At 40.5% G+C, this 26,775-nt stretch carries 19 protein-coding genes; 5 read left to right on the forward strand and 14 right to left on the reverse strand.

What is annotated here, in order from left to right; genetic code table 11:
• Window positions 1-410 precede the first annotated feature (410 nt).
• The 3 genes from BMX21_RS10440 to ybaK all read right to left on the reverse strand — a co-directional run bounded on the left by BMX21_RS10440 (window position 411) and on the right by ybaK (window position 9,817).
• Window positions 411-5,033 carry an InlB B-repeat-containing protein gene (locus BMX21_RS10440; protein WP_092044041.1) on the reverse strand — a complete coding sequence of 1,541 codons (4,623 nt, stop codon included), beginning with the start codon at window positions 5,031-5,033 and terminating at the stop codon, window positions 411-413.
• Window positions 5,034-5,520: 487 nt separating this feature from the next.
• Window positions 5,521-8,919 (reverse strand): Spy0128 family protein, encoded by a 3,399-nt coding sequence (locus BMX21_RS19370; RefSeq protein WP_177173998.1) that lies wholly within the window; start codon window positions 8,917-8,919, stop codon window positions 5,521-5,523.
• A gap of 415 nt (window positions 8,920-9,334) precedes the next feature.
• Window positions 9,335-9,817, reverse strand: coding sequence for a Cys-tRNA(Pro) deacylase (gene ybaK, locus BMX21_RS10450; protein WP_022754300.1), 483 nt, complete (start codon window positions 9,815-9,817; stop codon window positions 9,335-9,337).
• A 351-nt stretch (window positions 9,818-10,168) separates the two neighbouring features.
• On the opposite strand from ybaK, the gene nadA reads away from it, so the two are divergent.
• The 4 genes from nadA (at window position 10,169) to BMX21_RS10470 (ending at window position 14,150) form a co-directional block, all read left to right on the forward strand.
• Window positions 10,169-11,098, forward strand: a complete 930-nt coding sequence (gene nadA / locus BMX21_RS10455; protein ID WP_092044046.1) for a quinolinate synthase NadA — start codon at window positions 10,169-10,171, stop codon at window positions 11,096-11,098.
• Between the two features lie 72 nt (window positions 11,099-11,170).
• Window positions 11,171-12,718, forward strand: a complete 1,548-nt coding sequence (locus BMX21_RS10460; RefSeq protein ID WP_092044049.1) for an L-aspartate oxidase — start codon at window positions 11,171-11,173, stop codon at window positions 12,716-12,718.
• On the forward strand, window positions 12,630-13,520 hold the full coding sequence (gene nadC / locus BMX21_RS10465) for a carboxylating nicotinate-nucleotide diphosphorylase (protein WP_022754303.1): 891 nt from the start codon (window positions 12,630-12,632) through the stop codon (window positions 13,518-13,520). Before BMX21_RS10460 ends, nadC begins: the two co-directional genes overlap by 89 nt.
• A gap of 69 nt (window positions 13,521-13,589) precedes the next feature.
• On the forward strand, window positions 13,590-14,150 hold the full coding sequence (locus BMX21_RS10470) for a transcription repressor NadR (RefSeq protein WP_022754304.1): 561 nt from the start codon (window positions 13,590-13,592) through the stop codon (window positions 14,148-14,150).
• 129 nt (window positions 14,151-14,279) lie between these two features.
• Here BMX21_RS10470 and BMX21_RS10475 read toward each other — a convergent pair whose 3' ends face one another.
• From BMX21_RS10475 to BMX21_RS10515, 9 genes are all read right to left on the reverse strand, one after another.
• Window positions 14,280-15,335 carry an electron transfer flavoprotein subunit alpha/FixB family protein gene (locus tag BMX21_RS10475; protein ID WP_022754305.1) on the reverse strand — a complete coding sequence of 352 codons (1,056 nt, stop codon included), beginning with the start codon at window positions 15,333-15,335 and terminating at the stop codon, window positions 14,280-14,282.
• A 76-nt stretch (window positions 15,336-15,411) separates the two neighbouring features.
• Window positions 15,412-16,203 (reverse strand): electron transfer flavoprotein subunit beta/FixA family protein, encoded by a 792-nt coding sequence (locus BMX21_RS10480; protein WP_022754306.1) that lies wholly within the window; start codon window positions 16,201-16,203, stop codon window positions 15,412-15,414.
• Window positions 16,204-16,346: 143 nt separating this feature from the next.
• Window positions 16,347-17,507, reverse strand: a complete 1,161-nt coding sequence (locus BMX21_RS10485) for an acyl-CoA dehydrogenase (RefSeq protein ID WP_022754307.1) — start codon at window positions 17,505-17,507, stop codon at window positions 16,347-16,349.
• A gap of 142 nt (window positions 17,508-17,649) precedes the next feature.
• Entirely contained in the window at window positions 17,650-18,528 is an 879-nt protein-coding gene (locus tag BMX21_RS10490; protein ID WP_022754308.1) for a 3-hydroxyacyl-CoA dehydrogenase family protein, read from the reverse strand.
• A 124-nt stretch (window positions 18,529-18,652) separates the two neighbouring features.
• Window positions 18,653-19,447, reverse strand: coding sequence for an enoyl-CoA hydratase-related protein (locus BMX21_RS10495; protein WP_022754309.1), 795 nt, complete (start codon window positions 19,445-19,447; stop codon window positions 18,653-18,655).
• Window positions 19,448-19,527: 80 nt separating this feature from the next.
• Window positions 19,528-20,730: an acetyl-CoA C-acetyltransferase gene (locus tag BMX21_RS10500; RefSeq protein WP_027204189.1), complete on the reverse strand. Its 1,203-nt coding sequence runs from the start codon at window positions 20,728-20,730 to the stop codon at window positions 19,528-19,530.
• 462 nt (window positions 20,731-21,192) lie between these two features.
• Window positions 21,193-21,723, reverse strand: a complete 531-nt coding sequence (gene hpf, locus BMX21_RS10505; protein WP_022754311.1) for a ribosome hibernation-promoting factor, HPF/YfiA family — start codon at window positions 21,721-21,723, stop codon at window positions 21,193-21,195.
• 213 nt (window positions 21,724-21,936) lie between these two features.
• Window positions 21,937-23,226 carry a C40 family peptidase gene (locus tag BMX21_RS10510; RefSeq protein WP_242952907.1) on the reverse strand — a complete coding sequence of 430 codons (1,290 nt, stop codon included), beginning with the start codon at window positions 23,224-23,226 and terminating at the stop codon, window positions 21,937-21,939.
• A 254-nt stretch (window positions 23,227-23,480) separates the two neighbouring features.
• A complete protein-coding gene (locus BMX21_RS10515) occupies window positions 23,481-24,416 on the reverse strand; it encodes an NAD(P)/FAD-dependent oxidoreductase (protein ID WP_022754313.1) in 936 nt (311 codons plus the stop codon).
• Between the two features lie 262 nt (window positions 24,417-24,678).
• Between BMX21_RS10515 and ymfI the strand changes: the two genes are divergently transcribed.
• Window positions 24,679-25,401, forward strand: a complete 723-nt coding sequence (gene ymfI, locus BMX21_RS10520; RefSeq protein ID WP_022754314.1) for an elongation factor P 5-aminopentanone reductase — start codon at window positions 24,679-24,681, stop codon at window positions 25,399-25,401.
• A 65-nt stretch (window positions 25,402-25,466) separates the two neighbouring features.
• Here the strand turns inward: ymfI and BMX21_RS10525 are convergent, their stop codons facing one another.
• Window positions 25,467-25,823: a response regulator gene (locus tag BMX21_RS10525; RefSeq protein WP_092044051.1), complete on the reverse strand. Its 357-nt coding sequence runs from the start codon at window positions 25,821-25,823 to the stop codon at window positions 25,467-25,469.
• A gap of 31 nt (window positions 25,824-25,854) precedes the next feature.
• Window positions 25,855-26,742: a hypothetical protein gene (locus BMX21_RS10530; protein ID WP_092044054.1), complete on the reverse strand. Its 888-nt coding sequence runs from the start codon at window positions 26,740-26,742 to the stop codon at window positions 25,855-25,857.
• Between the last annotated feature and the right edge of the window lie 33 nt (window positions 26,743-26,775).

A 26,775-nucleotide genomic window follows, 5' to 3' on the forward strand; every position in this document is an offset into this window, starting at 1 on the left:
GCTGTTACAGTTGCTCCGGTTGTTCCTGTAAGTTCTTCTGTGTCCTTAAGTGTATATCCGTTGAGATCCAGATCCTGCAGATAGTGCTCTACCTTATACTTGGTATCTGTATTTGCTGTAAACGATCCAACAAATACTACATCTCTAGCAGGCATTATGAACTTATTATTCTCGTCTACAGTTACTGCTGTAGTATCTGTAACCTGTTCCTGCCAGCCTTAGAATGTATAGCCCTGAAGGGATGCATCGGATTTTAATGTAATCTCTGTACCAGCTGTAACATTGTTATCTACAGAAACTATGTATTCTCCATCAACATTAGTTGCAGCAGGATTTGCTCCGGCATATTCGCTATCATACTTATAAGTTACCGTATAAACTGGAATCCTTTCCCATACTGCAAACAGTGCCTAATATGGCATTGTTTCATCAGCTGCTACCTGAGTAACCTCTGTTGTAAATTCGCTATCTGTATAATAATTACCTTCATTGTAGTAAATAAAGATATCGGATTCACTTAGGCTCTGCGTCCATTTGCTCTGAGTATTTTCAAAAGCCTTGGCATCATTATAGGAATCACCCATATTTACTTTAGCCCAGCCTTTGAATATATATCCGCTACGTTCAGGAGCTGACTGGATATCTACAGCATCATTTATTATAAGAGGTGTTCCGTCTGATTTGGTTGCATCTTCATGGAATGCTTTAGTTCCGTCATTCTTATACCAAGGAATGAATGTAGGTGTAGGATTCTCGGACTCCTTATATTTTGCTCGCAGCTGAACTGTATACTTAGCTGACTCAATCTCCTGAGTTCCTTCTTTATAGACTTCATCAGACCTCTTAGCATTTGCAAGAAGTACCTCGTATGTCTGTCCGGGATATATCTTAGATCCGGGAACATCAACATATTTGTCTTCCGTCTCATCATAGGTCTGCATTATCCAGTATTCAAACTGGTATCCACTTGGTGCTGTTACTGCGGATGCTGCTACTGCAGATGCTCCATCAACATAACTTCTATTATCAGATGCTGTCTGAGAACTTGATACCGGAGGATCATAATCTGTATCTGCCGAGCTGTAAACAACATATATGCCATTAGCCCCTTCGATTGTAGATCTCCATTTTGCATAGAGATTAAATTCCTTAGTAATCCATGTTCTTTCTGCATCGGAATTGTATGCACCAGCTCCCACATTGCCCCATTTATCCATAGGATCTGTCATGTGGCTGGTTTTATCATATTGAGTTGTTACAGTTGTTTCATTTAGTTTATATCCGTCTGCGTTGAATAGCTGTGTACAAGCTTCATCTGTATACCATCCTACAAATGTATATCCTACTCTGTTACCTGTAGGAACACTTATTGTTCCATTGTAAGATACACGGAAGTTCATAGCCTGAGATTCAGAACCCCAGTCAAGAGTTGAATCTGTATCTGCGTTTGGATGAAGGAATACACGATACTGAACCTGACGCCACTTAGCATAAACTGTAATTCCGCCTAATGGCATCTTTTCAAAGGTATATTTCTGTGTACATGATCTGTCCATGTACCATCCTTCAAATACATATGCATCATATGTAGGATTATAGTAATTTGATCCTCCTTTATTGTAAGATGAAAGGTTTGCTTCATATTCGATGTTCTCTGCTGTATTAAGGTGTCCTCTGTTAGCTTCGTCTATAATAGGATTACCATTGCCATCTACATATGCTCCATCCATGTAGTTGATGGAGAACTTGTTTCTAGTGTAGTAGAAATATAGGTGATTATTATTACCACCATAATTACTATTTAGATTATTCCAACTAATGTTTCCGCCTGCACTTAAATTAACAGTCTCGTTATTACTTTTGGCAATTGCTAGCCTTGAAAAGCCTTCCAGTTTCCAGAAATCATCATTGTAATAAACATAGTTAAAATCATTCGTCAAATCAGTGTATAAAATATACTGATTACCGTTGAATGTTCTAGTTCCGCTAGTTCCATCCGTTGCTTCTATATAGTAATGGAAATATCTCGTTGCATTATCTGTATGCACAAGAGTAAACGTAATATTTTCAGCTGGCATTCTCTCCATACGTGTAATACGCTGAGTGTATGTTGTAGATCCTGATGGCATCCAAGATGTTACTGCATTAGTTTCAGGATATGTATATCCATCAGAGCCAGTAAAATTCCATATATCACTAATATCCTGATCGTACAGTTTTTTTACAGTATATATATCAACCAAAGGAGTACTTGATGTTCTTACTCCTCCCTGTGCCTGATTAAATCGATGATTTGCATTTGCTCTAAATGTAAATGTATATTCCGTCCTGTCATAATAAATATTTACAACTGCATTTCCTTCAGGTGTAATAATTACATTCTGGTCAAACTCCTTCAGATGGAAACCTTCGTACTGCTTATTAGTACCATTTACACGGGCGTATGCATCGTTGCCGGTTCCTACCTTGGTTACAGAATTTACAGTTGTATTAGTATTTCCTGTCAGATTTATAGCTTCTTCATAATCATAGCCTGTAGCATCTATGTTCTGTCTCCAGATAATTACTGTGTAATTGGAAGTATCAGCCACTATCCAGCTTGCATATATTGTAGTTTTTTCACTTATAGTACTTCCAAACTGGAACTTACCTGTTGTATCAGAAGAATTTTCACCATGTGCATCTGCATGCTCTTTGGTGTCATACCAACCGGCAAAGGTATATCCTAAGCGGGTCATTGTAGTACCGGGCTCTGCTGTTACATCATTAGTTTCAAGGAATACGGGGGCATTATATGTAGCGCCCTTACCATTTTCATCAAATACAAGCCAGTGTCCGGCAGGAGCATTAACATCAAATACTACATCACCTTTTACTGTGATGACATCTTCATTATCGAATGTGTCGCCACTATTATATGTATAATCGACTCCATCCTTTTTGATGATGTTATCGCCTCCAAAAGTAACATGCCATCCCTGGAAGTCATGCTCATCATCAAATGGTGTATATGCCTGATTTACAGTATAATCTATGCCTTGGTCATTCTTATCAGCTCTTACATTAAGGAAGTCCTGGCTAAGGCCTGTACCTTTTTCGTCAAGGTAAGTTATCTTATACTGCTTGATCAGAATCGCATAGTAAGTAACTGTTGTCTCATCATCTATTACAGAATCCCAATTATAACCAGATATAGCTGTACGAACATCAGCAATTGTAAGTCCGGTAGTATCTGCTGTATAATCCTTATTTTCTGTCCACCCTTCAAAATTCACACCATCGGGAAGTGTGCCAACGCCGGGATCATAGAGAACTGTTTCCATATCATCAGAATGCTTTACATATATGGAAGCTATCTCTGTCTCGCCTTTTACGAATTTTACTGTTAATCTGCTATTCTCGTCATGCGTACCAGTAACTACAGCATAGACTGAAAATGCATCTGAACTAAACTCAGCTTTGTTGCCATTTATGCTTGCGCCAACAACTGATGCATTGCCGCTGTCATCAACATGAACAACTGATGCTTCGTTAGCATTTGCGATCTCGCTTGTTGTAAGTGATACGCTTATAGGTACCAGTGGCTCTATCTCGTGACCATCATATGAGAATGTAATATCAACTGCTATAACTTTCTCAACTGTATAGTCATCGCCAGCCTGATCTTCTGCTGCCTTAGTTGCTGCACTTATGATACTGTCATCATTCTTAGCTTCTACGGATACTGTTGTTCCTTTAGGGAATGCGCCTTCAGGAGCATCTATACGAACATAGATTCCGTTAGCTGTTCTATGGAATGTAACTGCAGGCTTTTCTTCTTTCTTTTCGAATGCTGCTGTAAAAGTAGTATCTTTTTCTATATTAGAAGGAGTAAACTTAGCTTCTTCCCAAACTACTGTTCCATTAGCATCTTTCCAGCCTATGAACTCATATCCTTCATCTGCTGTTGCTGTTGATCCTTCGATCTTAGCTTCTTTGTCTTCAAGGTCTATCTTTTCACTTGTCTTGGATACGCTACCACCTTCGGTTGCTTTATATGTAATAGTAACAACCTTGGCACCTGCAACTTCTTCATCTTCTTCGAGTTCGAAAGCTGCTGTGTATGTAGCATCTTCTTCTATATTAGAAGGAACATATGTAGGATCTTCTGATACGATATTGCCATCTGCATCTTTCCAGCCTATGAACTTGTATCCGTCATCTGCTGTTGCCGTTGATCCTTCAAATGCTGCTTCTTCATCATTTACATTGACTGTCTCAGTCTCTTTAGAAACTGATCCGCCTTCTGTAGCTATATAAGCTACTGTTACGTTCTTTTCTTCTACTACTTCAACTTCTTCTACTTCGGGTTCTTCAGGCTCTTCAGGTTCTTCAGGCTCTACAACGATTTCTTCAAATACTGCTGTGTAAGTCTTGGACTCTGTGATTCCTGAAGGAACGAATGTTGCATCTTCAGATACGGTATTATCATCAGCATCTTTCCAATACTTGAATGTATATCCGTCATCTGCTACTGCAACTGTACCTACATATACAACAGTTTCAGCGTCAAGGTTTACTTTCTCTTCGAAGTAGTCAACATACTCATCTTCGCCCTTATAAACCTTACCGCCTTCAGTTGTGTTATATGTAATTGTGATAATGTTGGCCTCATCTTCAGAAGTTTCTTCTACAACTTCTTCGGGCTCTTCTGTAAGATCTTCGCCTTCTACATCTTCCTCAAGCTCGCCTTCAGTTTCTTCCTCTTCAACCTCAGGTTCTTCTTCAGGAACTGGCTGTGGTTCAAGCTCTGGATCTGGTGTCGGCTCGGGTTCAGGAGCAGGTTCCGGATCCGGATCCGGCTCGGGTTCCGGTGCCGGTTCAGTAACTTCAGGTGCCGGTTCAGCTGCAGGCTCTGCAGTAGCTTCTACAGTTTCCTCATCAGGCGAACCATCCGCGTAGGTTACTATGGATGCAAAATCACTAGCGAATGTACTCAGCACCAATGCAACTGTCAGCATCCATGCTAAAATTCTCGACTTTGTTTTTCTCATAAGCAATCCCTCTCACTTATACCAGGTTAACTGTTACCTAAGGTAATTTTTTCAGGATTATTTAGAGTTGCCTTCCATCCTCTGTATTTTATTTGCCCTTTTTGAATCTAAAAGCCCTGTGTCTCAAAGCGAGAGTTGCAGCGCATATCCAGTGCATAATGCGTTCTCGTTTTAAGACACAGGGCTCAAAATACCGGGCGTTCCCTGAGTAAAAATTACCAATATGAATTCTTTTTACCTAATATCACTATATCGCTCCAAAAATGTCTTTTCAATAAACATTGGTCGAAATAGCGATAATATGTCACGAAATTATATATTGGTTTTGAACGTATATTCAATCATTTTTATCTTCTCAAGGAACAAAAATCCGCCTTATTATCAATTCCATTCAAAGAATGTCACTGATAATAAGGCGGATTTTGATTCGGTACAATTGAACTTTGTTTATGTACTAAACAAAGATATATTCACAATTCGTACATCTTTATTTAGAGTTTTCTTTTTCTTTTCTTCCTATTAGGATAATACCCGTTATAACACCTGCGCATATAAGGATTATTATTACTCTTAATAGAATCTTGCTTTCATCACCGGTATTTCTGACTCTACTCTCACCAAGTACTGCAGGTGTCTCTGCAGGTACTATAACTTCTTCCTGCCTTGTAGCACCAAGTACTGCAGGTGTATCTACAGGAGCAGGTGGAGTAGGTGTTGTATAGGTTGTAGGCGGTGTCGGAGGCGTTGGCGGTGTTGGAGGTGTTGGAGGAACTGGAGGCGTCGGCGGCGGAGGTGTTACAGAGAATGTATTGGTGAAGTTCGCTCCGCTTCCATCTTGATTAAGACCGTCTATCGTCGCTACAAGTCTGCTGCCTTCGCTGTCATATTTAACACTTACTGTTATGTTATAAACTCTGGTGTCATATGTGACTCCTGATAGGCTTCCTATTACCTCGTTTATCGTGTACTTATGATCTCCGACATCATTTCTGTCATCTGTGAATACATATTGTATCTCTGAGAAAGCAAATGATCCGTCTGCGCTGTTAGTAACTGTCTCTATCACATTGCCTTCTTCATCCTTAAGTTCAAACGAGAACTCGCCAGCTGCAAGGCTTCTTCCTGTAAGTGTCTTGGTTCCTGAAAACTTTACACTGGTTCCTTCAACAGTTTTATCCTCATCATAGATGTTGTTAAACTCTGCGATAAGAGCCAGGTTAAAGTCTGAATCAAATTCGGAAAGATTCTTACCTCTTTCAAAATAGAAGATCTTAAGTGTGTGAACCTTGCCATCCTTGTATCCTGCGCCCAATATATCTGCAAGATTACCGCTGGCAGTATTAACTCTGCTACCCGAGTTCTTGTTAGAATACTGATAATATTGTATTGTCCCTGTGTTAAAGTTAAGCTCAGCTCCAACCTTGTCATGAACTCCGCCGAGGTCTATTACAAGATGTCCGTCAATGAATACCCATACATCATCGTCACCTTCAAAGTTATAGACCATGTCTGCAGTGATACTCGGGTTATCTTCTGTATGTATAAGGCCGTCTGTAGGTATTACAAAGGCTGCTTCTGTTACTGTGCTGAAGTGATAGTTATGGTTATCGCCAGTTTCTTTTTTGCCATTATTATCAAATGGATAAAAAGCTTTGTTTTCATATCTATACGACTCCGCATCACCTATATCGTAGAGGATGACATTCTCTCTCTTATCTGCAACTCCTGCGGATACATCTGTAAAGAGATACTTAAGGCTCTCATTAGATCCGGTAACATCCGGGTTTAATACCGGGTATCCGTCTACAAGTTCAGACTGTACGATACCTGTTGCTCTCTTGTCACTGGCAGCGCTGCCGGTATAATGATTGAATGTTCCGGAAGCTGCTGTATGTCTGGTAGTATTTTCATAATAATAAGTTCCGTCAGAGAACTTAAATGCATGATCCACATTAATCGTCGGCCCATAATAGTCATACAAACTTACGCTTACAGGTGGAAGCGTATCATTCTTGACATATGCAGGGTTTGCTACAAGCTTAGTATGATCATCTATATATTCTGATACATAAAGTCTTAATATAAAGTAGCTTGTATCATATGTCATGTGCGGATCTTTGGCAGAATCATCAGGTATATCTTCTGTAAGCTTGAAATAGTAAGTGTCCGGTGTATCAAAGGAAAGGGTTGAGAATGTTATAATTCCCTTATCATCATTGGGAACGCCACTTTCTTTATAGTAGAGATTACTTGACTCCGGATACGGAGTGCCCTGCTCATCTGTTCTTACTATTGTGAAAGTAAAATCACCTGTTCCAAGATTTTTGCCTGTTCCTGTGAGAATCTTAAATGCCTTGGGAGTATACTGTGCCGGTTTGTAATAAGACTGTGTCTCCCTGTTTGAAACAATTGTGTATGTAGAAAAGTGCTCTGCTTTAAAATCTATATCTTTTGTATTGTTTCTGGTATCACTAACTTTCTCCAGGCCTTCTACTGTTGTTGACCCGCTGGGTCTATCATTTACTTCATCAGCTTCTTTATCTGCATTGTTGTCTGTATTATCAGCTGTATTATTGGCTGAATCTGTATTATTGTCAGGATCTTTCTTTTCCTCTGTAGTCTCAGAAACTGCATCGTCCGATTCATTTGTTTTTACATAATAAACAGTAAGATATGTATCTTCTGAAGCTGTGTCTATAACATTTGAAAATGTGATCTTTACAGAATTTGAATCCTTGGGCTGGATATTGCCGTTTACTTTAGGATTAGTAATAGTTATATCAAAAGTATATGTTTCGCTTGATCTGGTATCGTTTTTGATCTCATCGTCAGATCTTATCAGTATTCCACTAGAATCCGATGATGAACTACCGGTTGCATCATCATTACTTTCTGAAATACTATCAGTCATATCATCGGCTGCTTCCTTGACCTTGGCTTCTAATGAGCTGTCAACTTTGGTCACATTAAGTACTGATCCATCCGGGATAACGCCTGCATCTGCATGCGCTGTAACTGTGATCCCATCTACTGTGACCTCTTTGTCAAATGGATCATTATATGTAAGCTCATCACTACTTACAACAGTAAAGTTGGCATAGAATGCCGCGGAATCATTACCTTCTGCTATTGTCTGTATTAAATCTATACTTGGAGTAAACTCCTCCTTTTCACTTACAATCTGTTCCTCATAGGTCCAGTTGACAAACTCATAGCCTTCATCTGCTGCTGCAAGTGTCCCTGTTATAGTGAGTGTCTCTGCTTCAAGGTCTACATACTCTTCTACCATATCAGTTTTGACATCATCACTTAGAAGTCTTCCGCCATTATTAGCTAAATAGGTTATTTTGAAATTGCCCGTACTATTATCGGCATTTTCAGATGAATCTTCAGATGTTTTTTCTGTAATATTTTCTTCTGTATCTGATCCATCTGATTCATCACTTTCGTCACCTGATCCATCATCTAAAAGATCTGTTTCAGCGCTTTCTTCGGGATCACTTATGTCATGATCAGGGTTGTCCGATTTTTCAGCGTGCATATTATCTGTATTAATATCTGTGCTATTGGTATTTGCATTATTGCCGGTATCTTGATCAGTATTATCTGCTGACGTGCCGGTATCATCATTACTCTGGCTATCTGTTACCGTTATTGCATTCACCGCATTGTCACTAGATCCGCCACTACTGCCAGCGTCATTAACGCTACCTGCTGCACTGTTTTCATCATTTTGTTGTGTCTCATTTAACTGCTGGGTAACACTAGAAGACTCACCTGCGACATTTTCTGCAAGTGTAATAAAGCTGCTGTTTCCAAGAGTATGGAAAAGAACTGTCGCAGCTACAGTTCCGGAAAACAAGGTTTTAACAAATCTTTTGCTCATTCTACCCCTCTCTTCCATTCATATAGCCATAACTATAGCCACTATAAAAGATTCAAGTAAGATAAAACTAGTCGGTAGCAAGCTAAGCAAGTCTACAAAAATGGATTCCCTTTAGCCTCAATCACCTTAAAAGATCTATCGTTTCCTGCTGTATATAGAATTAGTAAATTGTTTTCTTAATAAACCTGCATATATTCCTTATTTATAGCTATCACATGTAGGTAAGATTAAGAAAATATGCGTTTTCTTCAGGTACCCTAACCCTGAAGTCTTACATACATTGGTTATTTTATCACTTTTTGGAGCAGAATGAAATACTTTTGCGTATATTATTATATTTTTTCGTTACTTTTACTTGTATGATATAGTTTTCTTTGATATTTATACGTATACTTATTGTATATTTTCTCGTTTTTTAGTCTCTTATAATATCGGCATATTCGCCGTTGTCTGCCTTTAACAGATCATCCGGAGACAGCTCCAGCTGTGATCCTATACGTCCACCGCTTATATAGATAGTCTCCTGCTCCTTTGCTTGTATGGCTACCTTTGTGACATAATTTTTCTTCATTCCGATAGAAGTTGTGCCGCCTCTGATATAGCCTGTAACTTTATTGATATCTTTGACAGGTATCATCTCTACATTCTTGACACCTACTGCTCTTGCGCACTTCTTAAAGTCAAGTTCCTCTGCAATCGGGATCACGAATACATAGTAGTTATGATCTGCTCCTACGGTCACAAGTGTCTTGAAGACTTTCTCATGAGGAAGTCCAAGAGAATCAGCTATATGTATACCATCAACGAATTCTTTGCATTCATATTCGTGATGCTTGTAAGGGATCTTCATTGTGTCAAGTATACGCATTGCATTTGTTTTTACTTCTTTTTTAGCCATTTCCTTTGTCCTTTTTGCTATAGCTTTTTATTATTCTTTTGTCTTCTTTAACTATATCAGTTCTGTTATAGTTTTATGTTCATCCTTATTATCTATAGTTTTTTCTTTAGATTTTCTTTGATTTTTTATCTTTAACTCTAACTTTTTTACTATAACCATCTTTTATACTTTTCCTAATCTTCGCGCACCCACATTGTACTACTTTTTAACCGGTGATTACACCTGTCTTGTCAGGTGTAAATATCTATTTTTACATTTGTCTTGACTTATTGTAAAGGTAGTAGTATCATCTCCAATTAAGAATCATTGAAACTATTTTTTGATATACAAAGGCAAATTCAGGAGGAGTTTATGGACAAAATATCAAAGGAGATCAGAGATCTTGCCAAAGAAAAGGATGCAGTGATCCTGGCTCACTACTATGTTGACGGCGCAGTACAGGATGTAGCAGATTATGTTGGCGATTCATTCTATCTGGCCAAGGTTGCCAAATCCAACCCACACAAAACTATCGTATTCTGCGGCGTAACATTCATGGGACAGTCCGCCAGCATCTTAAGCCCTGATAAGACAGTGCTTATGCCAGATCTTAATGCTGTATGCCCTATGGCTCTTATGGTAGATGCTGACAAGATAAGGCAGATGAGAGAGCAGTACGATGATCTTGTAGTTGTCTGCTATATCAACTCTATGGCAGAGATCAAGGCTCTTTCAGATGTATGTGTCACAAGCTCCAATGCTCTGAATATTGTTAAGTCACTTCCAAACAAGAATATCTTCTTCATTCCGGATGGTAATCTGGGACGCTTTGTGAAGGAAGAATGCCCTGACAAGAATGTGATCTTAAATCCCGGCTATTGCCATGTACACACTTCTATCACAGCAAATGACGTAGAGAGAGCCTTCAGAGAACATGAAAATGCTGAGGTTCTGGTTCATCCGGAATGTGTTCAGGAAGTATGCGAACTAGCTGACTTCATCGGCTCTACAAAAGAGATAATTGAATATGCTGAAAATTCATCTGCTACTGAGTTCATCGTTTGTACAGAGTCAGGTGTTCTTCACGAGCTTGAGAAAAGAGCTCCCGGCAAGAAATTCTACTTCGTTGGTGCCAAGCAGGTATGCCCTAACATGAAGAAAGTAACTTTGGAAAAAGTCCGTGACTGCCTGTTAAACGGAACCGGAGCCATCAGCGTAAGCGATGAGCTTAGACTTGCTGCTGACAAGCCTCTTGAGAGAATGCTGGAACTTGGCAGTGCAAAAGTACCTGTTACCGCCTAAATATTTTTTATATAAATACTATTTGCGCTGAGCCTGTTGTATAAACTTAAGTGCCCAGCATGGAGGACTATTATGAATAGCGCAAAGAGTTTAAAAACTGATGTAGTGATCGTAGGAAGCGGCGTAGCCGGACTGTATGCAGCCATGAATCTTCCGGATAATCTCAATATCACGATCATATCTAAAGGGAATGTGACTGAGTGTGATTCCTATCTGGCTCAGGGCGGCATATGTATGCTGCGAGATGATGCTGACTACGATTCGTACTTTGAAGATACTATGCGGGCCGGACATTATGAAAATGATCCTGACTCTGTAGATCAGATGATCAGACAATCTCAGGATGTTATCAATGATCTTATAAGTATAGGAACAGATTTTGAGAGAAATGCTGACGGAAGCCTTGATTTCACGAAAGAAGGAGCCCATTCCAACAAAAGGATCCTTTTCCACGAAGACATAACAGGTCAGGAGATTACCTCAAAACTCCTTGAAGCTGTTAAAAAGCTTCCCAATGTGTCAATCTATGAAAATGTCACTATGATAGATCTGATCACAAAGAAAAGCAATATTCTGGGAGATTCAAGCTGCCACGGTGTTGTATGCACAGCCTTACCTGAAAGTGAATTATCTGACAAGTACGGTATCTATGAAACCAATGATGGCAAGAAAATTGTTTTTATAGAGAGCTTTTATACAATCCTTGCATGCGGTGGCATAGGAGGCCTGTTTGATCACAGTACCAACTATCCTATCCTTACAGGAGATGCTCTTGCCATATGCTTAAAGCATGGAATAAAGCTTGAGAATCCCGATTATATCCAAATACATCCTACTACTTTGTACACTGATCATTCATCTATGTATGTAGAGCATTTTGATGGAAGTAAATCCCTTAGACCTTCTACTGATCTCTTAACAGATCGCGCTTTTCTTATATCTGAATCTGTAAGAGGCGAAGGTGGTATTCTTCTAGGTAGTAATGGTGAGAGGTTTACAGATGAGCTTCAGCCAAGGGATGTTGTAAGCAGTGCAATCTTCCAGCAGATGGAAAAAGAAGGTTCGAAGCATGTATGGCTGTCTATGGAGCATATTCCTGAAGATGAGATAAGGAACCATTTTAAACATATCTATGAGCATTGCCTTGAGGAAGGCTATGATGCTACCAAGGAACCTATTCCTGTAGTCCCTGCACAGCATTATTTCATGGGTGGAATCAAAGTTGACCTTAATGGTCAAACTTCTATGAGACATCTTTTTGCAGCCGGTGAGACCTGTTGCAATGGTGTTCATGGTAGAAACAGACTTGCCAGCAATTCTCTTCTTGAAAGTCTAGTATGGGCCAAAAAGTCCGCATTACTTATCAAAGAAAAATATGACAAGCGTGTCGTATTTAGTCATATCCCTTGCAGTGAAAATGCTTCGGATGTTTCTCTTACACAGGTGGCACCTGAATGGATAGATACTATGACTCTTAAAGTCAATAACAAAAAACTTGTTTTATCAGAAATTGAAAGGATGAAAGAATATCATGAAAACCATAAACCAAAGCAGTACATCACATCTCGCACCGGTAACTATGCGCCTTCAGGCAGACGACCTGATCCTGTCAGCGCTTAAAGAGGATATAACATCAGAAGATGTATCCACCAATGCTGTAATGCCTGAGAGCGTCCCTGGAACAGTTGATCTTATCGCTAAGCAGGACGGAGTCATTGCAGGACTGTCTGTATACGAGAGAGTCTTTACTCTTTTAGACCCTGATACTAAAGCTCAGTTCTATGTTAAGGATGGTGACCATGTTACAAATGGTCAGAAGATTGGTAAGGTTGACGGCGATATAAGAGTTCTTCTGTCCGGAGAGCGTGTTGCACTCAACTACCTGCAACGTATGAGCGGCATTGCCACATATACTGCGAATGTAGTAGAATTGCTTAAGGGATCAGATATCAAACTTCTTGATACACGTAAGACTACTCCTAATATGCGAATATTTGAAAAGTATGCTGTAACAGTTGGCGGCGGTTACAACCACAGATACAACTTATCAGATGGTGTACTTCTCAAGGACAACCATATAGGAGCTGCCGGAAGCGTTACAAAGGCTATACAGATGGCCAAGGACTATGCACCTTTTGTCCGTAAGATAGAAGTCGAGGTTGAAAACCTTGATATGGTCAAAGAGGCTGTTGAGGCCGGCGCCGATATCATAATGCTTGACAACATGTCTCATGAAGATATGGAAGAAGCAATGAAGATAATTGACGGCAAGGCAGAAGTAGAAGTATCAGGCAATGTTACCAAAGAAAATATCAAGAGATTGGCAGACCTTGGCGTAGACTATATTTCAAGCGGTGCACTGACTCATTCATCACCGATCCTTGATCTGTCTATGAAGAATCTGCATCCTGTAAATGATTAACATCAAATAAGGTAGGTGTCAAAAACTTTTGACGCCTTATGACGAACTGATTGTTCTGGAGGTGGAAACTTGCGATTATCAGGTGAGGAAAGAAGAAATAACATACTAGAGATTCTGGCTGCTGCTTCTGCACCTATATCCGGGAGTAAGCTTTCAAAGGAGCTTGGTGTAAGCCGTCAGGTAATCGTAACCGATATAGCACTTATCAAGGCTACTCATCCTGATCTTGTAGCCACTAATTCAGGTTATATCCTGATGCATGCCTCTAATACAAGACGCGTATACAAAGTAAGACATACAAATGATCAGATTGAAGATGAACTATCTGCTATCGTAGATCTTGGAGGTAGTGTCCAGAATGTATATGTAGAGCACAAGGTATATGGCACTATAACAGCACCTCTTCAGATAAGTTCTAAAAGAGATATCCAGAACTACCTTCGAGATATGCGCAGCGGAGTCTCATCTCCTCTTTCATCTATTACGGACGGTTACCACTACCATCTGATAGAGGCAAGGTCAGAGGCTATTCTGGATGAGATAGAAGATGTCCTGAAGCAGAAAGGATATCTGATAGAAACCCAGAAAGCTCCGGTTATATATGAGCCCAAGAACTATTCGACTATATGATCGATTAAGATAATAAAAACTACCCATGTTTAAATATGTGGGTAGTTTTTTTAATTAAGAATTTTAACTATTTTTTTATAATAAAAAGCTTCCCGCCATACCCACGGGAAGCTTTTTTATATGGATAAATTATGCCTCAGCCTTAGCTGCAAGCGCATCCTTTATCTGCTTTGTAAGTTCAGGAACAATCTTGTTAAGATCACCTACTACGCCGTAGTCTGCTACGTCGAAGATAGGTGCGTTCTCGTCCTTGTTGATAGCAATGATGATATCAGACTCTTCCATACCTGCTACGTGCTGGATGGCACCTGAAATACCGATTGCGAAGTATACATGAGGACGAACTGTCTGTCCTGTCTGACCAACCTGAAGTTCCTTTGGCTTCCAGCCGTTATCTACAACTGCACGTGAGCAGGAAACTGTTCCGCCAAGTACTTCTGCAAGATCTTCAAGAATCTTGAAGTTCTCTGGGCTGCCTACGCCACGTCCGCCGGATACGAGGATCTTAGCATCAGCGATGTTAGCAACGTTAGCCTTCTCCTTAACGATCTTAAGGATCTCTGTGTAGCAGTTGTTTTCTTCAAATCCAGGATTGAACTTAACAACTTCTGCCTTTGCATCCTTAACAGGAGCGATCTTCTGCATAACGCCAGGACGAACTGTAGCCATCTGAGGACGGAAGTTCGGGCAAGCGATAGTTGCGATTGTGTTTCCACCAAATGCAGGACGAGTCATAAGAAGCTGTTTATGCTTCTGCTCCTGTCCAGGCATAGGATTGAGCGGGAAATCACCGATCTCGAGCTGTGTACAGTCAGCTGTAAGACCTGTGTGTACACGTGAAGATACACGAGGACCAAGATCACGGCCGATTGCTGTAGCACCTACGAGGAGGATCTCAGGCTTGAACTCTTTGATTACCTCTGCAAGAGCGTGTGTATAAGGCTCTGTTCTGTAATCCTTAAGTGCAGGATCATCAACTACGATGACTCTGTCAGCACCGTACTCAGCAAGCTTATCGGAAAGACCTTCAACGTTCTCACCAAGAAGTACTGCTGTTACTTTCTTTTCATCAAGATCTGCTGCGAGATCTTTTGCCTTGCCCAGAAGTTCGAGAGCTATGTTGCTGAGCTCATTATCAACCTGCTGAGCGAAGATAAATACACCCTTATATTCTTCTAAAGACATGTTCATTCTCCTTTTATACTAAATAATTCACATCTTGCATAGCAAATCATTACTATGATTTGCCACGTACGGATTCTTAGATTACGTGCTTCTCATCAAGCTTGCCAAGGATGTACTTAACAGCTTCATCGGTACTGTCAGGAGTAACCTTCTCACCAGCACCCTTCTTAACCTTATCTGAAGCCTTGGCAATCTGTGTAGGAGAACCTTTAAGACCGATATTCTCATCAGCTACATCCTTAAGATCAGCTCTGCCCCATACAGTAACTTCTGCATCGAAAGCATCAAAGATTCCACCAGGAGTCATGTATCTAGGCTCACCAAGCTCTGAAAGAGCTGTAATAAGAACAGGCATCTTAGCCTTTACCATGTGGTAACGGTCTTCGAACTGTCTCTTAACTGTAACTGTCTTCTCGTTCTCATCTACAGAAATCTCTTCTGCGTATGAAATAACCGGGATTCCAAGGTGCTCAGAAATCTGAGGACCAACCTGAGCTGTATCACCATCGATAGCCTGACGGCCTGTGATAACGATATCATACTCAAGGTTACGGATTGCTCCGGCAATTGTTGATGATGTTGCCCATGTATCTGCGCCGCCGAGTACTCTGTCTGTTACAAGGATTGCTTTGTCAGCACCCATTGCAAGAGCTTCACGAAGAACTGCATCAGCCTTAGGAAGACCCATTGTTACAACTGTAACTTCAGCACCATACTGATCTTTGAGCTTAAGAGCTGCTTCAAGACCTGCTTTATCATCAGGATTCATGATAGCAAGCATTGCGCCTCTATCAAGAGTTCCATCCGGTTTGAATTTAACGCCGCCCTTTGTATCAGGGACCTGCTTAACACAAACTACTACTTTCATGTTTTTCTCCTTATATTTGCAGAATCTGAACTATATAAGTTCATTTATATATGCTTTTGTATACGCATATCTGGATATGCATTTTGACGATCATATATCATATTAATGCTTATCATCAAAATAATATTGCTTCTTATATCCTATTATGCAAGTAAGCTTCCTGAGATAACCATACGCTGAACTTCTGAAGTTCCTTCGTAGATCTCAGTAATCTTAGCGTCACGCATCATACGCTCAACTTCGTACTCTCTGATGTAACCATAACCACCAAGGAGCTGTACGCACTTAGTTGTAACGTCCATAGCTGTCTCAGCAGCGAAAAGCTTAGCTTTAGCAGCTTCTACAGAATATCTGTCCTTAGTTCTCTTAGCTTCTGCAGCTTTGTATACAAGGAGCTGTGCAGCTTCTACTTCTGTTGCAAGATTAGCAAGCTGGAACTGTGTATTCTGGAACTGAGCGATTGAACGACCGAACTGCTTTCTCTCTTTTACATAAGCGATTGTTCTCTCAAGAGCGCCTTCTGCAAGACCAAGAGCCTGTGCAGCAATACCGATACGACCACCATCAAGAGTGTGCATAGCGATAGGGAAGCCCTTTCCACGAGCACCAAGCTGATTCTCAGCAGGGATTACGCAATCCTGGAAGATAAGCTCATATGTAGCTGATCCTCTGATACCCATTTTGTGTTCCTTAGTTCCGAATGTGAAACCAGGTGTACCCTTCTCAACGATGAATGCAGTAAACTTCTTCTGCTTTCTGCCCTTCTTGTCTTCTACGATATCTGTGTAAGCGATGATGATATAAACATCAGCTTCTTTACCGTTTGTGATGAAGCACTTAGAACCGTTAAGTGTCCATGTCTTGCCATCTTCTGAAAGAACAGCCTTGGTCTGAACACCCTGAGCGTCTGTACCAGCGCCAGGCTCTGTAAGACCGAAAGCACCAAGCTTCTTACCTGAAGCAAGATCCGGAACGTACTTCTTCTTCTGTTCTTCTGTACCAAATGTAAGAATTGGATCTACGCAAAGAGATGTGTGTGCAGATACAATAACAGATGTTGTACCGCATACTTTAGCGAGCTCTTCTACACACATAACGTATGTAAGAGGATCGCATCCCTGTCCGCCATATTCCTTCGGTACCGGAATTCCTAAGAATCCGCTCTTTCCCATCTTAGTAACTGTCTCGCGTGGGAAAACTTCTGTCTCGTCTGTCTCAATTGCGAGAGGCTTTACTTCTTTTTCTGCAAATTCTCTGAAAAGAGATCTTGCCATTTCATGCTTCTGATCCAGCTGAAAATCCATGTTTTTTCTCCTTTAGTTCTATTGTGACGGCACTGCCGCCAATTTATTCTATCAACACAGGCATTTTACAAATCAAAGACTTGCTATAACCCGTAACTCCCGGGATGGATATATGCCCATCCCGGGAAGCTGATTAATGATATTAAAGCTTGTCAACAGGAGTCTTTGTTCTATCTTCGTTGTACTTATAGAAACCGATACCTGACTTAACGCCAAGGTGACCTGCACGAACCATCTTACGAAGAAGTCCGCATGCACGATACTTAGAATCCTTAGTCTCATTGTAAAGAACATCCATGATAGCAAGAACGATATCAAGACCTACATAATCACCAAGTTCAAGGGGTCCCATAGGATGGTTACATCCAAGCTTCATAGCTGTATCGATACCTTCGATGTCTGAAATACCCTCTGAATATACGAAGATACCTTCGTTGATAAGAGGAATGAGAATACGGTTAACTACGAAACCAGGAGCCTCGTTAACCTGTACAGGTGTCTTACCAAGAGCCTTGGAGATCTCGATAACCTTCTGTGTTGTCTCCTTAGGAGTGTTAGCGCCAGAGATAACCTCGATGAGCTTCATAACAGGAGCAGGATTGAAGAAGTGCATACCGATGATAGGTGTCTTAAGACCTGCACCAATCTCTGTGATAGAAAGAGATGATGTATTTGAAGCATAGATACAATCAGGATTCTTAACGATGTTCTCCTGAAGTTCCTTGAAGCATGCCTTCTTGATATCCATAACTTCAAGAGCAGCCTCTACTACAAGATCAGGATCTGTAGCGATTGTGTTAAGACCAGTCTTAACCTTTGCTACGATAGCGTCTGCAGCTTCCTGAGTCATCTTTTCCTTCTTAACAAGACGTCCAAGATTCTTCTCGATCTTGCTCTTACCGCCATCAGCAAACTCCTGCTTGATATCGCAAAGATATACTGTCTCAACAGCGTCACACTGTGCGAATGCCTGTGCAATACCTGAACCCATTGTTCCTGCACCAATTACAGCTACTTTCATTGTAAATCCTCCTTAGATATATTTTATCTATTATTTTCTGTCAAAAAATATAATCTTATCATTTGATAAAAACAGTTTTCATTTATGATGATAAGATTCATATTGTTTCATAAATCCTGTCAGATCAAGCGTTCTTGAAATCTACGTGCTTAACCTTCTTAGGATCATCCTTCTTACGAAGGAAGTTAGCCATTCCTTCTACCTGATCCTCTGACTCAAAGCATGAACCAAAGAGCTTCTCTTCGATAACAAGTGCGCTGTCAATATCAGTCTGAAGACCATCATTGATTGCTTTCTTACAAGCACGAACAGCAATAGGAGCGTTGCCTGCGATTGTAGCAGCAAGCTTCTCAGCTGCAGGAAGAAGCTCTTCCTGTGTGTATACAGCATTTACAAGACCGATACGAAGTGCTTCATCTGCCTTGATATTACGTGCTGTGTAGATAAGCTGCTTGGCCATACCAACACCAACAGTTCTAGCAAGTCTCTGTGTTCCGCCAAATCCAGGTGTGATTCCAAGGCCTACTTCAGGCTGACCGAACATAGCATTGTCAGAGCAGATACGAATATCACAGCTCATAGAGATCTCACATCCACCACCAAGTGCAAAGCCGTTAACAGCTGCAATAACAGGGATAGGAAGTGTCTCAATTTTACGGAATACATCATTACCCTTCTTACCAAAAGCTTCGCCTTCTGCCTTAGTAAGTGTTGACATCTCTCCGATATCAGCGCCGGCAACAAAAGACTTGTCTCCTGCACCTGTAAGAACAAGTGCTCTTACTGTATTTAAGTCAATGTTATCAAGAACTGTATTAAGTTCATCGAGAACAGCTGAGTTAAGAGCATTAAGTGCTTCCGGACGGTTAATAGTTACAACAGCGATCTTATCTTTCTGTTCATATAAAACAAAGCTCATTGATTCGTCCTCCGATTTTATCCAGTATTAAGAGGGTGTAGATAAGTCCATACAGGCTATCACACCCTCTGTAAGTTTAATTATTCGTACTTCTCAACGATAGTAGCGCATCCCATTCCGCCACCGATGCAAAGAGTTGCAAGACCCTTCTTAGCGTCTTTCTTCTGCATCTCGTGAAGAAGTGTTACAAGGATACGAGCACCTGAAGCTCCAACAGGGTGACCAAGAGCAATAGCACCACCGTTAGGGTTAAGCTGCTTGTCAACGTCGATTCCAAGATCCTTACCAACTGCTACAGACTGAGCTGCGAATGCTTCGTTAGCCTCGATGATATCGAACTCAGATACGTTCTCGATACCAGCCTTCTTCATAGCCTTCTTAGTAGCTGCTACAGGTCCGATACCCATTACTTCAGGACGAACACCAGCAAGTGCTCCAGCTACGAATGTAGCCATAGGCTTAACGCCGAGCTCTTTAGCCTTCTCTTCTGACATAACAACAAGTGCAGCAGCACCGTCATTGATACCTGAAGCGTTACCAGCTGTAACAAATCCATCCTTGTTGATAGGACGAAGCTTAGAAAGAGATTCAGGAGTAACACCCTGTCTAGGACCTTCATCTGTATCGAAGATGATAGTCTCTTTCTTCTTCTTGACCTCTACAGGAACAATCTCATCCTTGAATGCACCAGATTCGATAGCTGCGCAAGCCTTGTTCTGGCTCTTTGCTGCGAACTCATCGAGCTCTTCACGTGTAAGACCCCATTCATTGCAGATGTTGTCTGCTGTCTGGATCATATGATAATCATTGAAAGCATCCCAAAGAGCATCTTTAACCATAGTGTCTACAAGACCACCCTGGCTCTGGCTAGGCCACATCATACGATATCCGTAACGGCCATTAGGAAGTGCAAATGGTGCAAGTGACATGTTCTCCATACCACCGGCAACAACGATATCAGCATCTCCAGCCATGATCATCTGAGCTGCCTGGTTAACACAGTTAAGACCTGAACCACATACAACGTTAGTTGTAACTGCAGGTACTTCTACAGGAAGACCAGCCTTGATAGAAGCCTGACGAGCAACGTTCTGTCCCTGTCCTGCCTGAATAACGCATCCCATGTATACGTGATCAACATCTTCAGGCTTAACACCTGCACGTTTAAGAGCTTCCTTGATAACGATAGCACCTAAATCTACTGCAGGAATTGTGCTAAGAGATCCACCCATTGTTCCGATTGCTGTACGACATGCACCAGCTAAAACTACTTTCTTTGCCATTTTTATACCTCCGTTGTGTAATTGAGCTCATTTGAGAGCTTTGAGTTACATATTTAGTTGTATTGCCTGATAAATTTGTAAAGCTTTTGTTACCATGTATATTCATATTTAATGAGTATTTTCCTTAAGATGGTAACGATTGTTAATTTTTTATCACAACAGATTCATTATAACATAATGTCTGCTGAGATTGCAATATTTTTAACAAAGTGTAAGCGTTTACAATTCAAAAAAATTCTGCTCATACCCAAGCGGGGTTTCAGTATATGGAAACGTGGATGAATACAGCATCCGGAACGATTTATAATCAAGATAGCGTATAGTTTTCAATGGAAACTCACCAATGAAAATTATATATCTATTTACATAGTTTCTTCAAGAAAAAAAGCAACAAAAAGAGGATGTGCAAAATCATCATAATGCACATCCTCTAATACTACTTATTCAGTTACAAAAAGCATATCAAAGTTCAGGTTCAATAAGACCGTATGTGTTGCCTTTTCTCTTGTAAACTACGTTGGTCTCATCTGTCTCTGCATTGATGAAAACAAAGAAATTATGTCCAAGGAGTTCCATCTGTACGCATGCATCTTCAGGATACATAGGCTTAAGATCAAACTTCTTGACTCTTTCAATACGAATATCGTCATCATCCATGTAATCCTGCTCTAAGAACTCCATCTTAAAAGAGCTCTTCTCAGCCTGATGCTTGTCAACGATCTTATTCTTATATTTCTTGAGCTGACGTTCGATGACTTCTTCGACGAGATCAATAGAAGCGTACATATCGCTGCTGACCTGCTCAGAACGGATGATCTTACCTTTGACCGGGATCGTGACTTCGATCTTGTGACGGTCCTTCTCAACATGAAGTGTTACATTAACATTGGTATCAGGATTAAAATACTTCTCAAGCTTACCAAGCTTGTCTTCAACCGCTGATTTAAGTCCGGGAGTTACATCAATGTTCTTACCTATAATTGTAAATTTCATGGCAGTCACCTCTTTACTCGGAAATAATTGATGATTTCCTTTGATAGGTATAGTATAGCATCTTTACATTCAAATATGCAATTAAACATAGCTAACATTAGCATTGTTCACAGTTTGTTCATGACAGGAAGTCATGACAGGAGACAAATGTATTTCCATTAAGACAAAACTGCCCTTTGCATTATGCAAAGGGCAGTTAATAATATCTTATGATTAGAAAATTCTACGAACAGCAAGTGGTGTTCTGTAATTAGCGTTAGAAATGATAATACCGGTCTTGGATGTAGAAGCATGTACTATCTGGCCACCGCCAATGTAGATAGCAACGTGTCCTGAGTAACATACGATATCACCAGGCTGTGCATTTGCAAGTCCGTCTACAGCAGCACCTACACTTCTGTCAGCAGCTGATGAATGAGGCAGGCTAACACCAAAGTTAGCATATACGCTCATTACGAAGCCAGAGCAGTCACATCCGTTTGTTAGGCTTGTACCACCATATACATAAGGATTACCTACGAACTGTACAGCAAATGCTGCAACAGCTTCTCCGATAGAGCTCTTCTCTGTTGTGAAGGATTCAGCTGACTTAACGCTTGATGAAGATGATGACTTGGAAGTATTAGCACTAGCTGACGCTCTTGCAGCTTCCTTGGCAGCTTCTTCCTTAGCAAGTCTTGCTTCCTCTTCGGCTTTGGATTCAGCCTCAACGAATTCAGTAGAAAGTCTTACGTAATCCATTGATACGTAACCTTCACCTTCCTCGATCTCGACTTTAACCCAGCCATCCAACTCTTCTGTTACAACAAGTTCATCATCGATAGGAACAAGTCCAAGAACTTCTGACTCTGTACTTGCTTCCTTACGAACTTTAAGTGTTGTAGTTGTTACTGTAGCAATACGTGTACCAACCTTTGGTGCAAGTTCTACAGCAGCTTCTCCTGTTACACAGTATTCAGCTTTGACATATCCGGTAACAGAACCTGATTTGATCTGATACCATCCATTCTCTTCTCCAAGGTAAGTACCTACGGAATTATTATAAAGTTTACCAACTATCTCATCATTCTCACTAGGTCCACTTCTTACATTAACATAGTCATGTACCTGAGCGATAACAAGGTTTGAAAATGTCTCTTCCTCGTCATTAGTAGTGGTGGTAGCACCGGTTGCCTCTTCAATATCGTTAAGAACTTCTTCATCTACTCTTGATGAAAGAGGAGTAGTTTTAGTAGTCTCTTTAGTTGAGGTCGTTGAAGATCCGGATGAGCTGCTTGTTGATGAGCTCGAACCATCGGAAGCTGAGTTAGCTGATGAATCAGACTGTGCGTCTTCCTGAAGGTTTGATACTTCTACCTGATCTGAAGCAAGTTCATATCCAATTCCGGCGGAAGGAAGTACTGATGTCACTGATGAACCAGCCATTGCTTCTATTCCCGCGCCTGTAAATGTTACAGCAGCCGTCAACATACATACGGCGAACTGCCTACCAAATCTGTTCAATGTTTGGCCTCCCTACATTGTTACGAAATTGTTACACCGATATTTAATATAACCCTTGAGTCTAATTTTGTCAATACTTGTGGCAATTTTAAGATTTAATAATTTACTTTATCTTAAAATTCCACAAAATATGTGCTTTTAAAGGCTATTATTTTGACACTTTTATCAACAAAAGAGGCTCAAGTTATCTGACAACTTGAGCCTCTCTTATTAAAATTGTCCGAGTTGAATATATAATTTCAAGTAAAAAATTGTTACGATTTTCCCACAAGATAGTCTTGAATAGCTGTAACAGCATTAGCACCATCGGCTACAGCCGTAACAATTTGGCGAAGGCGTTTCTTTCTTGCATCTCCGGCTACGTAGATTCCGGGATGTGAAGTAGCACCAGTTTCCGGAGCTATTATATATCCTTTTTCATCACACTCAACAAGGTCTCTGAATTTTTCTGTTTCAGGTGTGATTCCTACAGCAACAAAGCATGCATCTGTATCGAGAGAATTTTCTTCTTTTGTCTTAACATTTTGCACAAGAACAGATTCAACTTTACTGCTTCCTCTTATCTCTTTAACAACACTGTCCCAAACAACTTCTACATTGGGAAGGGACAGAAGTTCATTCTGAAGTGTCTTGGCAGCTCTGAGTTCATCTCTTCTATGAATCAGATATACCTTGCTACATCCCCTTGCAAGAAAGATTGCATCCTCTACTGCTACATCACCTCCGCCTACTACAACTGCGGTCTTGCCTCTAAAGAACGCTCCGTCACATGTAGCACAGTATGATACGCCTACTCCTGTAAATTCATCTTCACCAGGTGCGCCAAGTTTTGAATGATTAGCACCTGATGCTATGATAATGGTATGTGTCTCATATGATCCATTGTCAGTATTAACTTTAAATACCGGAAGCTTAGTATCATTTCCTTCTTCTACTACTTCTATTCCTGATACATTACCTTCAAGGAATAAAGCCCCGAGTTTATCAGCATGTTCTCTAAACTTCATTCCCATATCAAAACCATTGATACCCGGTAATCCAAGATAGTTATCAACTTCATAAGTGTTAAGGATCTGGCCGCCTGATGTAAACTCTTTTTCTATAACTGCAACATTAAGATCAGCTCTCTTGGCATATACTGCTGCTGAAAGTCCTGCAGGGCCGCTTCCTATAATGAGTGTATCGTACATAAATAGACCTCCTTATGATTCGTGGACATTATTAAAACATTTCGTATTTTTATCGTGCTATTTAATTGCGTGCAATCTTTCTATGTTTTTATAATACTCATAAAGTTTGTCTTTTGTCAATTACTTTGTTAACATTAGCTTATAACAAGGCTTTTGTAAGCAATTTATGATTATTGTTTATTATCTAAACATAAAATACGGACAGTTTTTCACAGGACAATACCCAGTGCACTGACTGTCTTATTATAAAAGGAGTTATAAAATGGACGATTACGTTCTTGTAACAGGTGCATCCAGAGGCATCGGCAAAGCTATAGCCAATGAGCTTGCCAATAAAGGCTATAATCTGTATCTTACATGCCTTAAACATGGCGATGACTTAAAGTCGTATAGTGCAGAGCTTTCTGCTAAATACGAGATCAACTGTATACCTTTTGTATGCGACATCGGAAATTATAACGATGTTGCTGAAATGTTCGAGCAGATTCCGAGAGTTAATGTTGTTATCAATAATGCCGGAATTGCCTGGCTTGGTCTTCTGACAGATATGGAACCTCACGAGTGGGACAATGTTATAAGGACTAATCTGTCATCTTTGTTCAACACTTCAAAATGTGCAGTCCCCTTAATGCTACGTCAGGGAGGAGGAAAGATCATCAACATCTCTTCTGTATGGGGGCAGGTAGGAGCTTCTACTGAAGTTGCCTATTCTGCAAGCAAGGGCGGTGTTAATGGATTTACAAGAGCTCTCGCCAAAGAACTGGCGCCATCCAATATAAGTGTAAATGCCATATCCTGCGGTGTCATCGATACGGATATGAACAGGTCTCATCTATCTGACGATGATATGGAAGATCTCAGAAACGAAATACCGGCGGGCCGATTGGGCACGCCGGAAGAAGTCGCAGCTATGGTATTAAAAGTTATAGAGTCCCCCAGCTATATGACAGGACAGATCATAACGCTTGATGGCGGATGGATATAAGTAGCCACTTACTTTACTCACAACACGAGGCTTAGTCTGAAAATACTGTAAGACATAAAGAGCTCTTATGAGAGCTCTTTTAAAGTCTTTACAATAGCCTCCTCATCAAGTGGCTTAGAGATAAACTCTACAGCTCCTATTTTGAGAGCTTCCATCATCTTCTGCTTCTGTCCGGCTGCAGTTACCATGATAACCTTAGCCTGAGGGTCAAATCGCATAATAAGTTTTAAAGAGTCTATGCCATCCATTACCGGCATAGTGATATCCATGGTGACAATATCCGGCTTAAGTGTCTGATATAAGTCATAACCTTCCTTGCCATCTACTGCTTCGCCAATAACTGTGTGACCATTACGTTCAAGAATGTCTCTAAGTACTCTTCTGGATGTTCTGGAATCATCTACTATAAGTACGTTTGCCATGCCTTTTCCTCCTCACAACTCATTATATGTCTCAAACAATTTCTGTTTTTGTTGAATCAGATATATTGATGAATATATTTGCATTTGTGCAAAAAACGGGAAGTGAATAAACCACAGGAGCCTTGATATTAGCAAAATGCGTAATATAGACAGGCGGTTCTAGATCTATCATCTCGCTATCACTGCTTTCCTGTGTGACATATATTCCATTAGTACAATTGATGAATTCGCAAAGCGCATCAAGCACATCTTCTCGGGTTTCTATAAATTCTTCTTTGGTATAACTCATTGCTACCTTCTGAAGATCTGTATAGCTTCCTGAAATGCTGTTGCAGAGCTTATCTCTTCCGATGGTCTTCTGATAACCGACACATTCTCCTGATACGTTCTCTTTCTTTTCAAGATAACCGATAGTAACATGCTGATCTATAAGACGATAAACATTTTTAACCGCAATTATAAGCATCTTAACAGTCTTCTCATCAGCATCTTTGGTGAAGATTGGAACTATCCTGGAGATATCATTGCATCTAAGTGCATCTATATCAGACTCCATGAGTCCATACTTTGATGCATACTCCAAAGATAGTTCTGATATCTCCTGGAGAGTCATAAATCCAAGATCTACCAAAGCTTGAGAGAAGGCCATAAATTCATTGCCCTGCTTATCTAGGAGCCTGGAAACCTGCTCAGGAGATAGATACCCCAATTCAATAGCAAGGTCACCAAAGAATTTGTCGTGAGTTGACTGAAGGGAATTAATATGTTCTGCCTGAGGTATACTCATAAGCTTCTCGTTAACAGCTATAACACCGAGTCTGGCTCTGTCTATAGCCTGTTTTTCATAAACCTGCTTAATCTGTTCACCTGTCAGCCTTCCCTGTTCAACAAGATAATAGCCTAACATTCGATCAAACATTTAAACCGCCTTTCAGTAGAAGGTTTACTTGTC

The sequence above is a fragment of the Butyrivibrio sp. TB genome, assembly GCF_900110805.1.
Lineage (GTDB): Bacteria > Bacillota > Clostridia > Lachnospirales > Lachnospiraceae > Butyrivibrio > Butyrivibrio fibrisolvens_C.

Excerpts from the sequence above, each read along its gene's own strand:
- BMX21_RS10440 (WP_092044041.1), bottom strand. The coding sequence starts at position 5,033 with ATGAGAAAAACAAAGTCGAGAATTTTAGCATGGATGCTGACAGTTGCA.
- BMX21_RS19370 (WP_177173998.1), bottom strand. The coding sequence starts at position 8,919 with ATGAGCAAAAGATTTGTTAAAACCTTGTTTTCCGGAACTGTAGCTGCG.
- ybaK (WP_022754300.1), bottom strand. The coding sequence starts at position 9,817 with ATGGCTAAAAAAGAAGTAAAAACAAATGCAATGCGTATACTTGACACA.
- nadA (WP_092044046.1), top strand. The coding sequence starts at position 10,169 with ATGGACAAAATATCAAAGGAGATCAGAGATCTTGCCAAAGAAAAGGAT.
- BMX21_RS10460 (WP_092044049.1), top strand. The coding sequence starts at position 11,171 with ATGAATAGCGCAAAGAGTTTAAAAACTGATGTAGTGATCGTAGGAAGC.
- nadC (WP_022754303.1), top strand. The coding sequence starts at position 12,630 with ATGAAAACCATAAACCAAAGCAGTACATCACATCTCGCACCGGTAACT.
- BMX21_RS10475 (WP_022754305.1), bottom strand. The coding sequence starts at position 15,335 with ATGTCTTTAGAAGAATATAAGGGTGTATTTATCTTCGCTCAGCAGGTT.
- BMX21_RS10480 (WP_022754306.1), bottom strand. The coding sequence starts at position 16,203 with ATGAAAGTAGTAGTTTGTGTTAAGCAGGTCCCTGATACAAAGGGCGGC.
- BMX21_RS10485 (WP_022754307.1), bottom strand. The coding sequence starts at position 17,507 with ATGGATTTTCAGCTGGATCAGAAGCATGAAATGGCAAGATCTCTTTTC.
- BMX21_RS10490 (WP_022754308.1), bottom strand. The coding sequence starts at position 18,528 with ATGAAAGTAGCTGTAATTGGTGCAGGAACAATGGGTTCAGGTATTGCA.
- BMX21_RS10495 (WP_022754309.1), bottom strand. The coding sequence starts at position 19,447 with ATGAGCTTTGTTTTATATGAACAGAAAGATAAGATCGCTGTTGTAACT.
- BMX21_RS10500 (WP_027204189.1), bottom strand. The coding sequence starts at position 20,730 with ATGGCAAAGAAAGTAGTTTTAGCTGGTGCATGTCGTACAGCAATCGGA.
- hpf (WP_022754311.1), bottom strand. The coding sequence starts at position 21,723 with ATGAAATTTACAATTATAGGTAAGAACATTGATGTAACTCCCGGACTT.
- BMX21_RS10515 (WP_022754313.1), bottom strand. The coding sequence starts at position 24,416 with ATGTACGATACACTCATTATAGGAAGCGGCCCTGCAGGACTTTCAGCA.
- ymfI (WP_022754314.1), top strand. The coding sequence starts at position 24,679 with ATGGACGATTACGTTCTTGTAACAGGTGCATCCAGAGGCATCGGCAAA.
- BMX21_RS10525 (WP_092044051.1), bottom strand. The coding sequence starts at position 25,823 with ATGGCAAACGTACTTATAGTAGATGATTCCAGAACATCCAGAAGAGTA.
- BMX21_RS10530 (WP_092044054.1), bottom strand. The coding sequence starts at position 26,742 with ATGTTTGATCGAATGTTAGGCTATTATCTTGTTGAACAGGGAAGGCTG.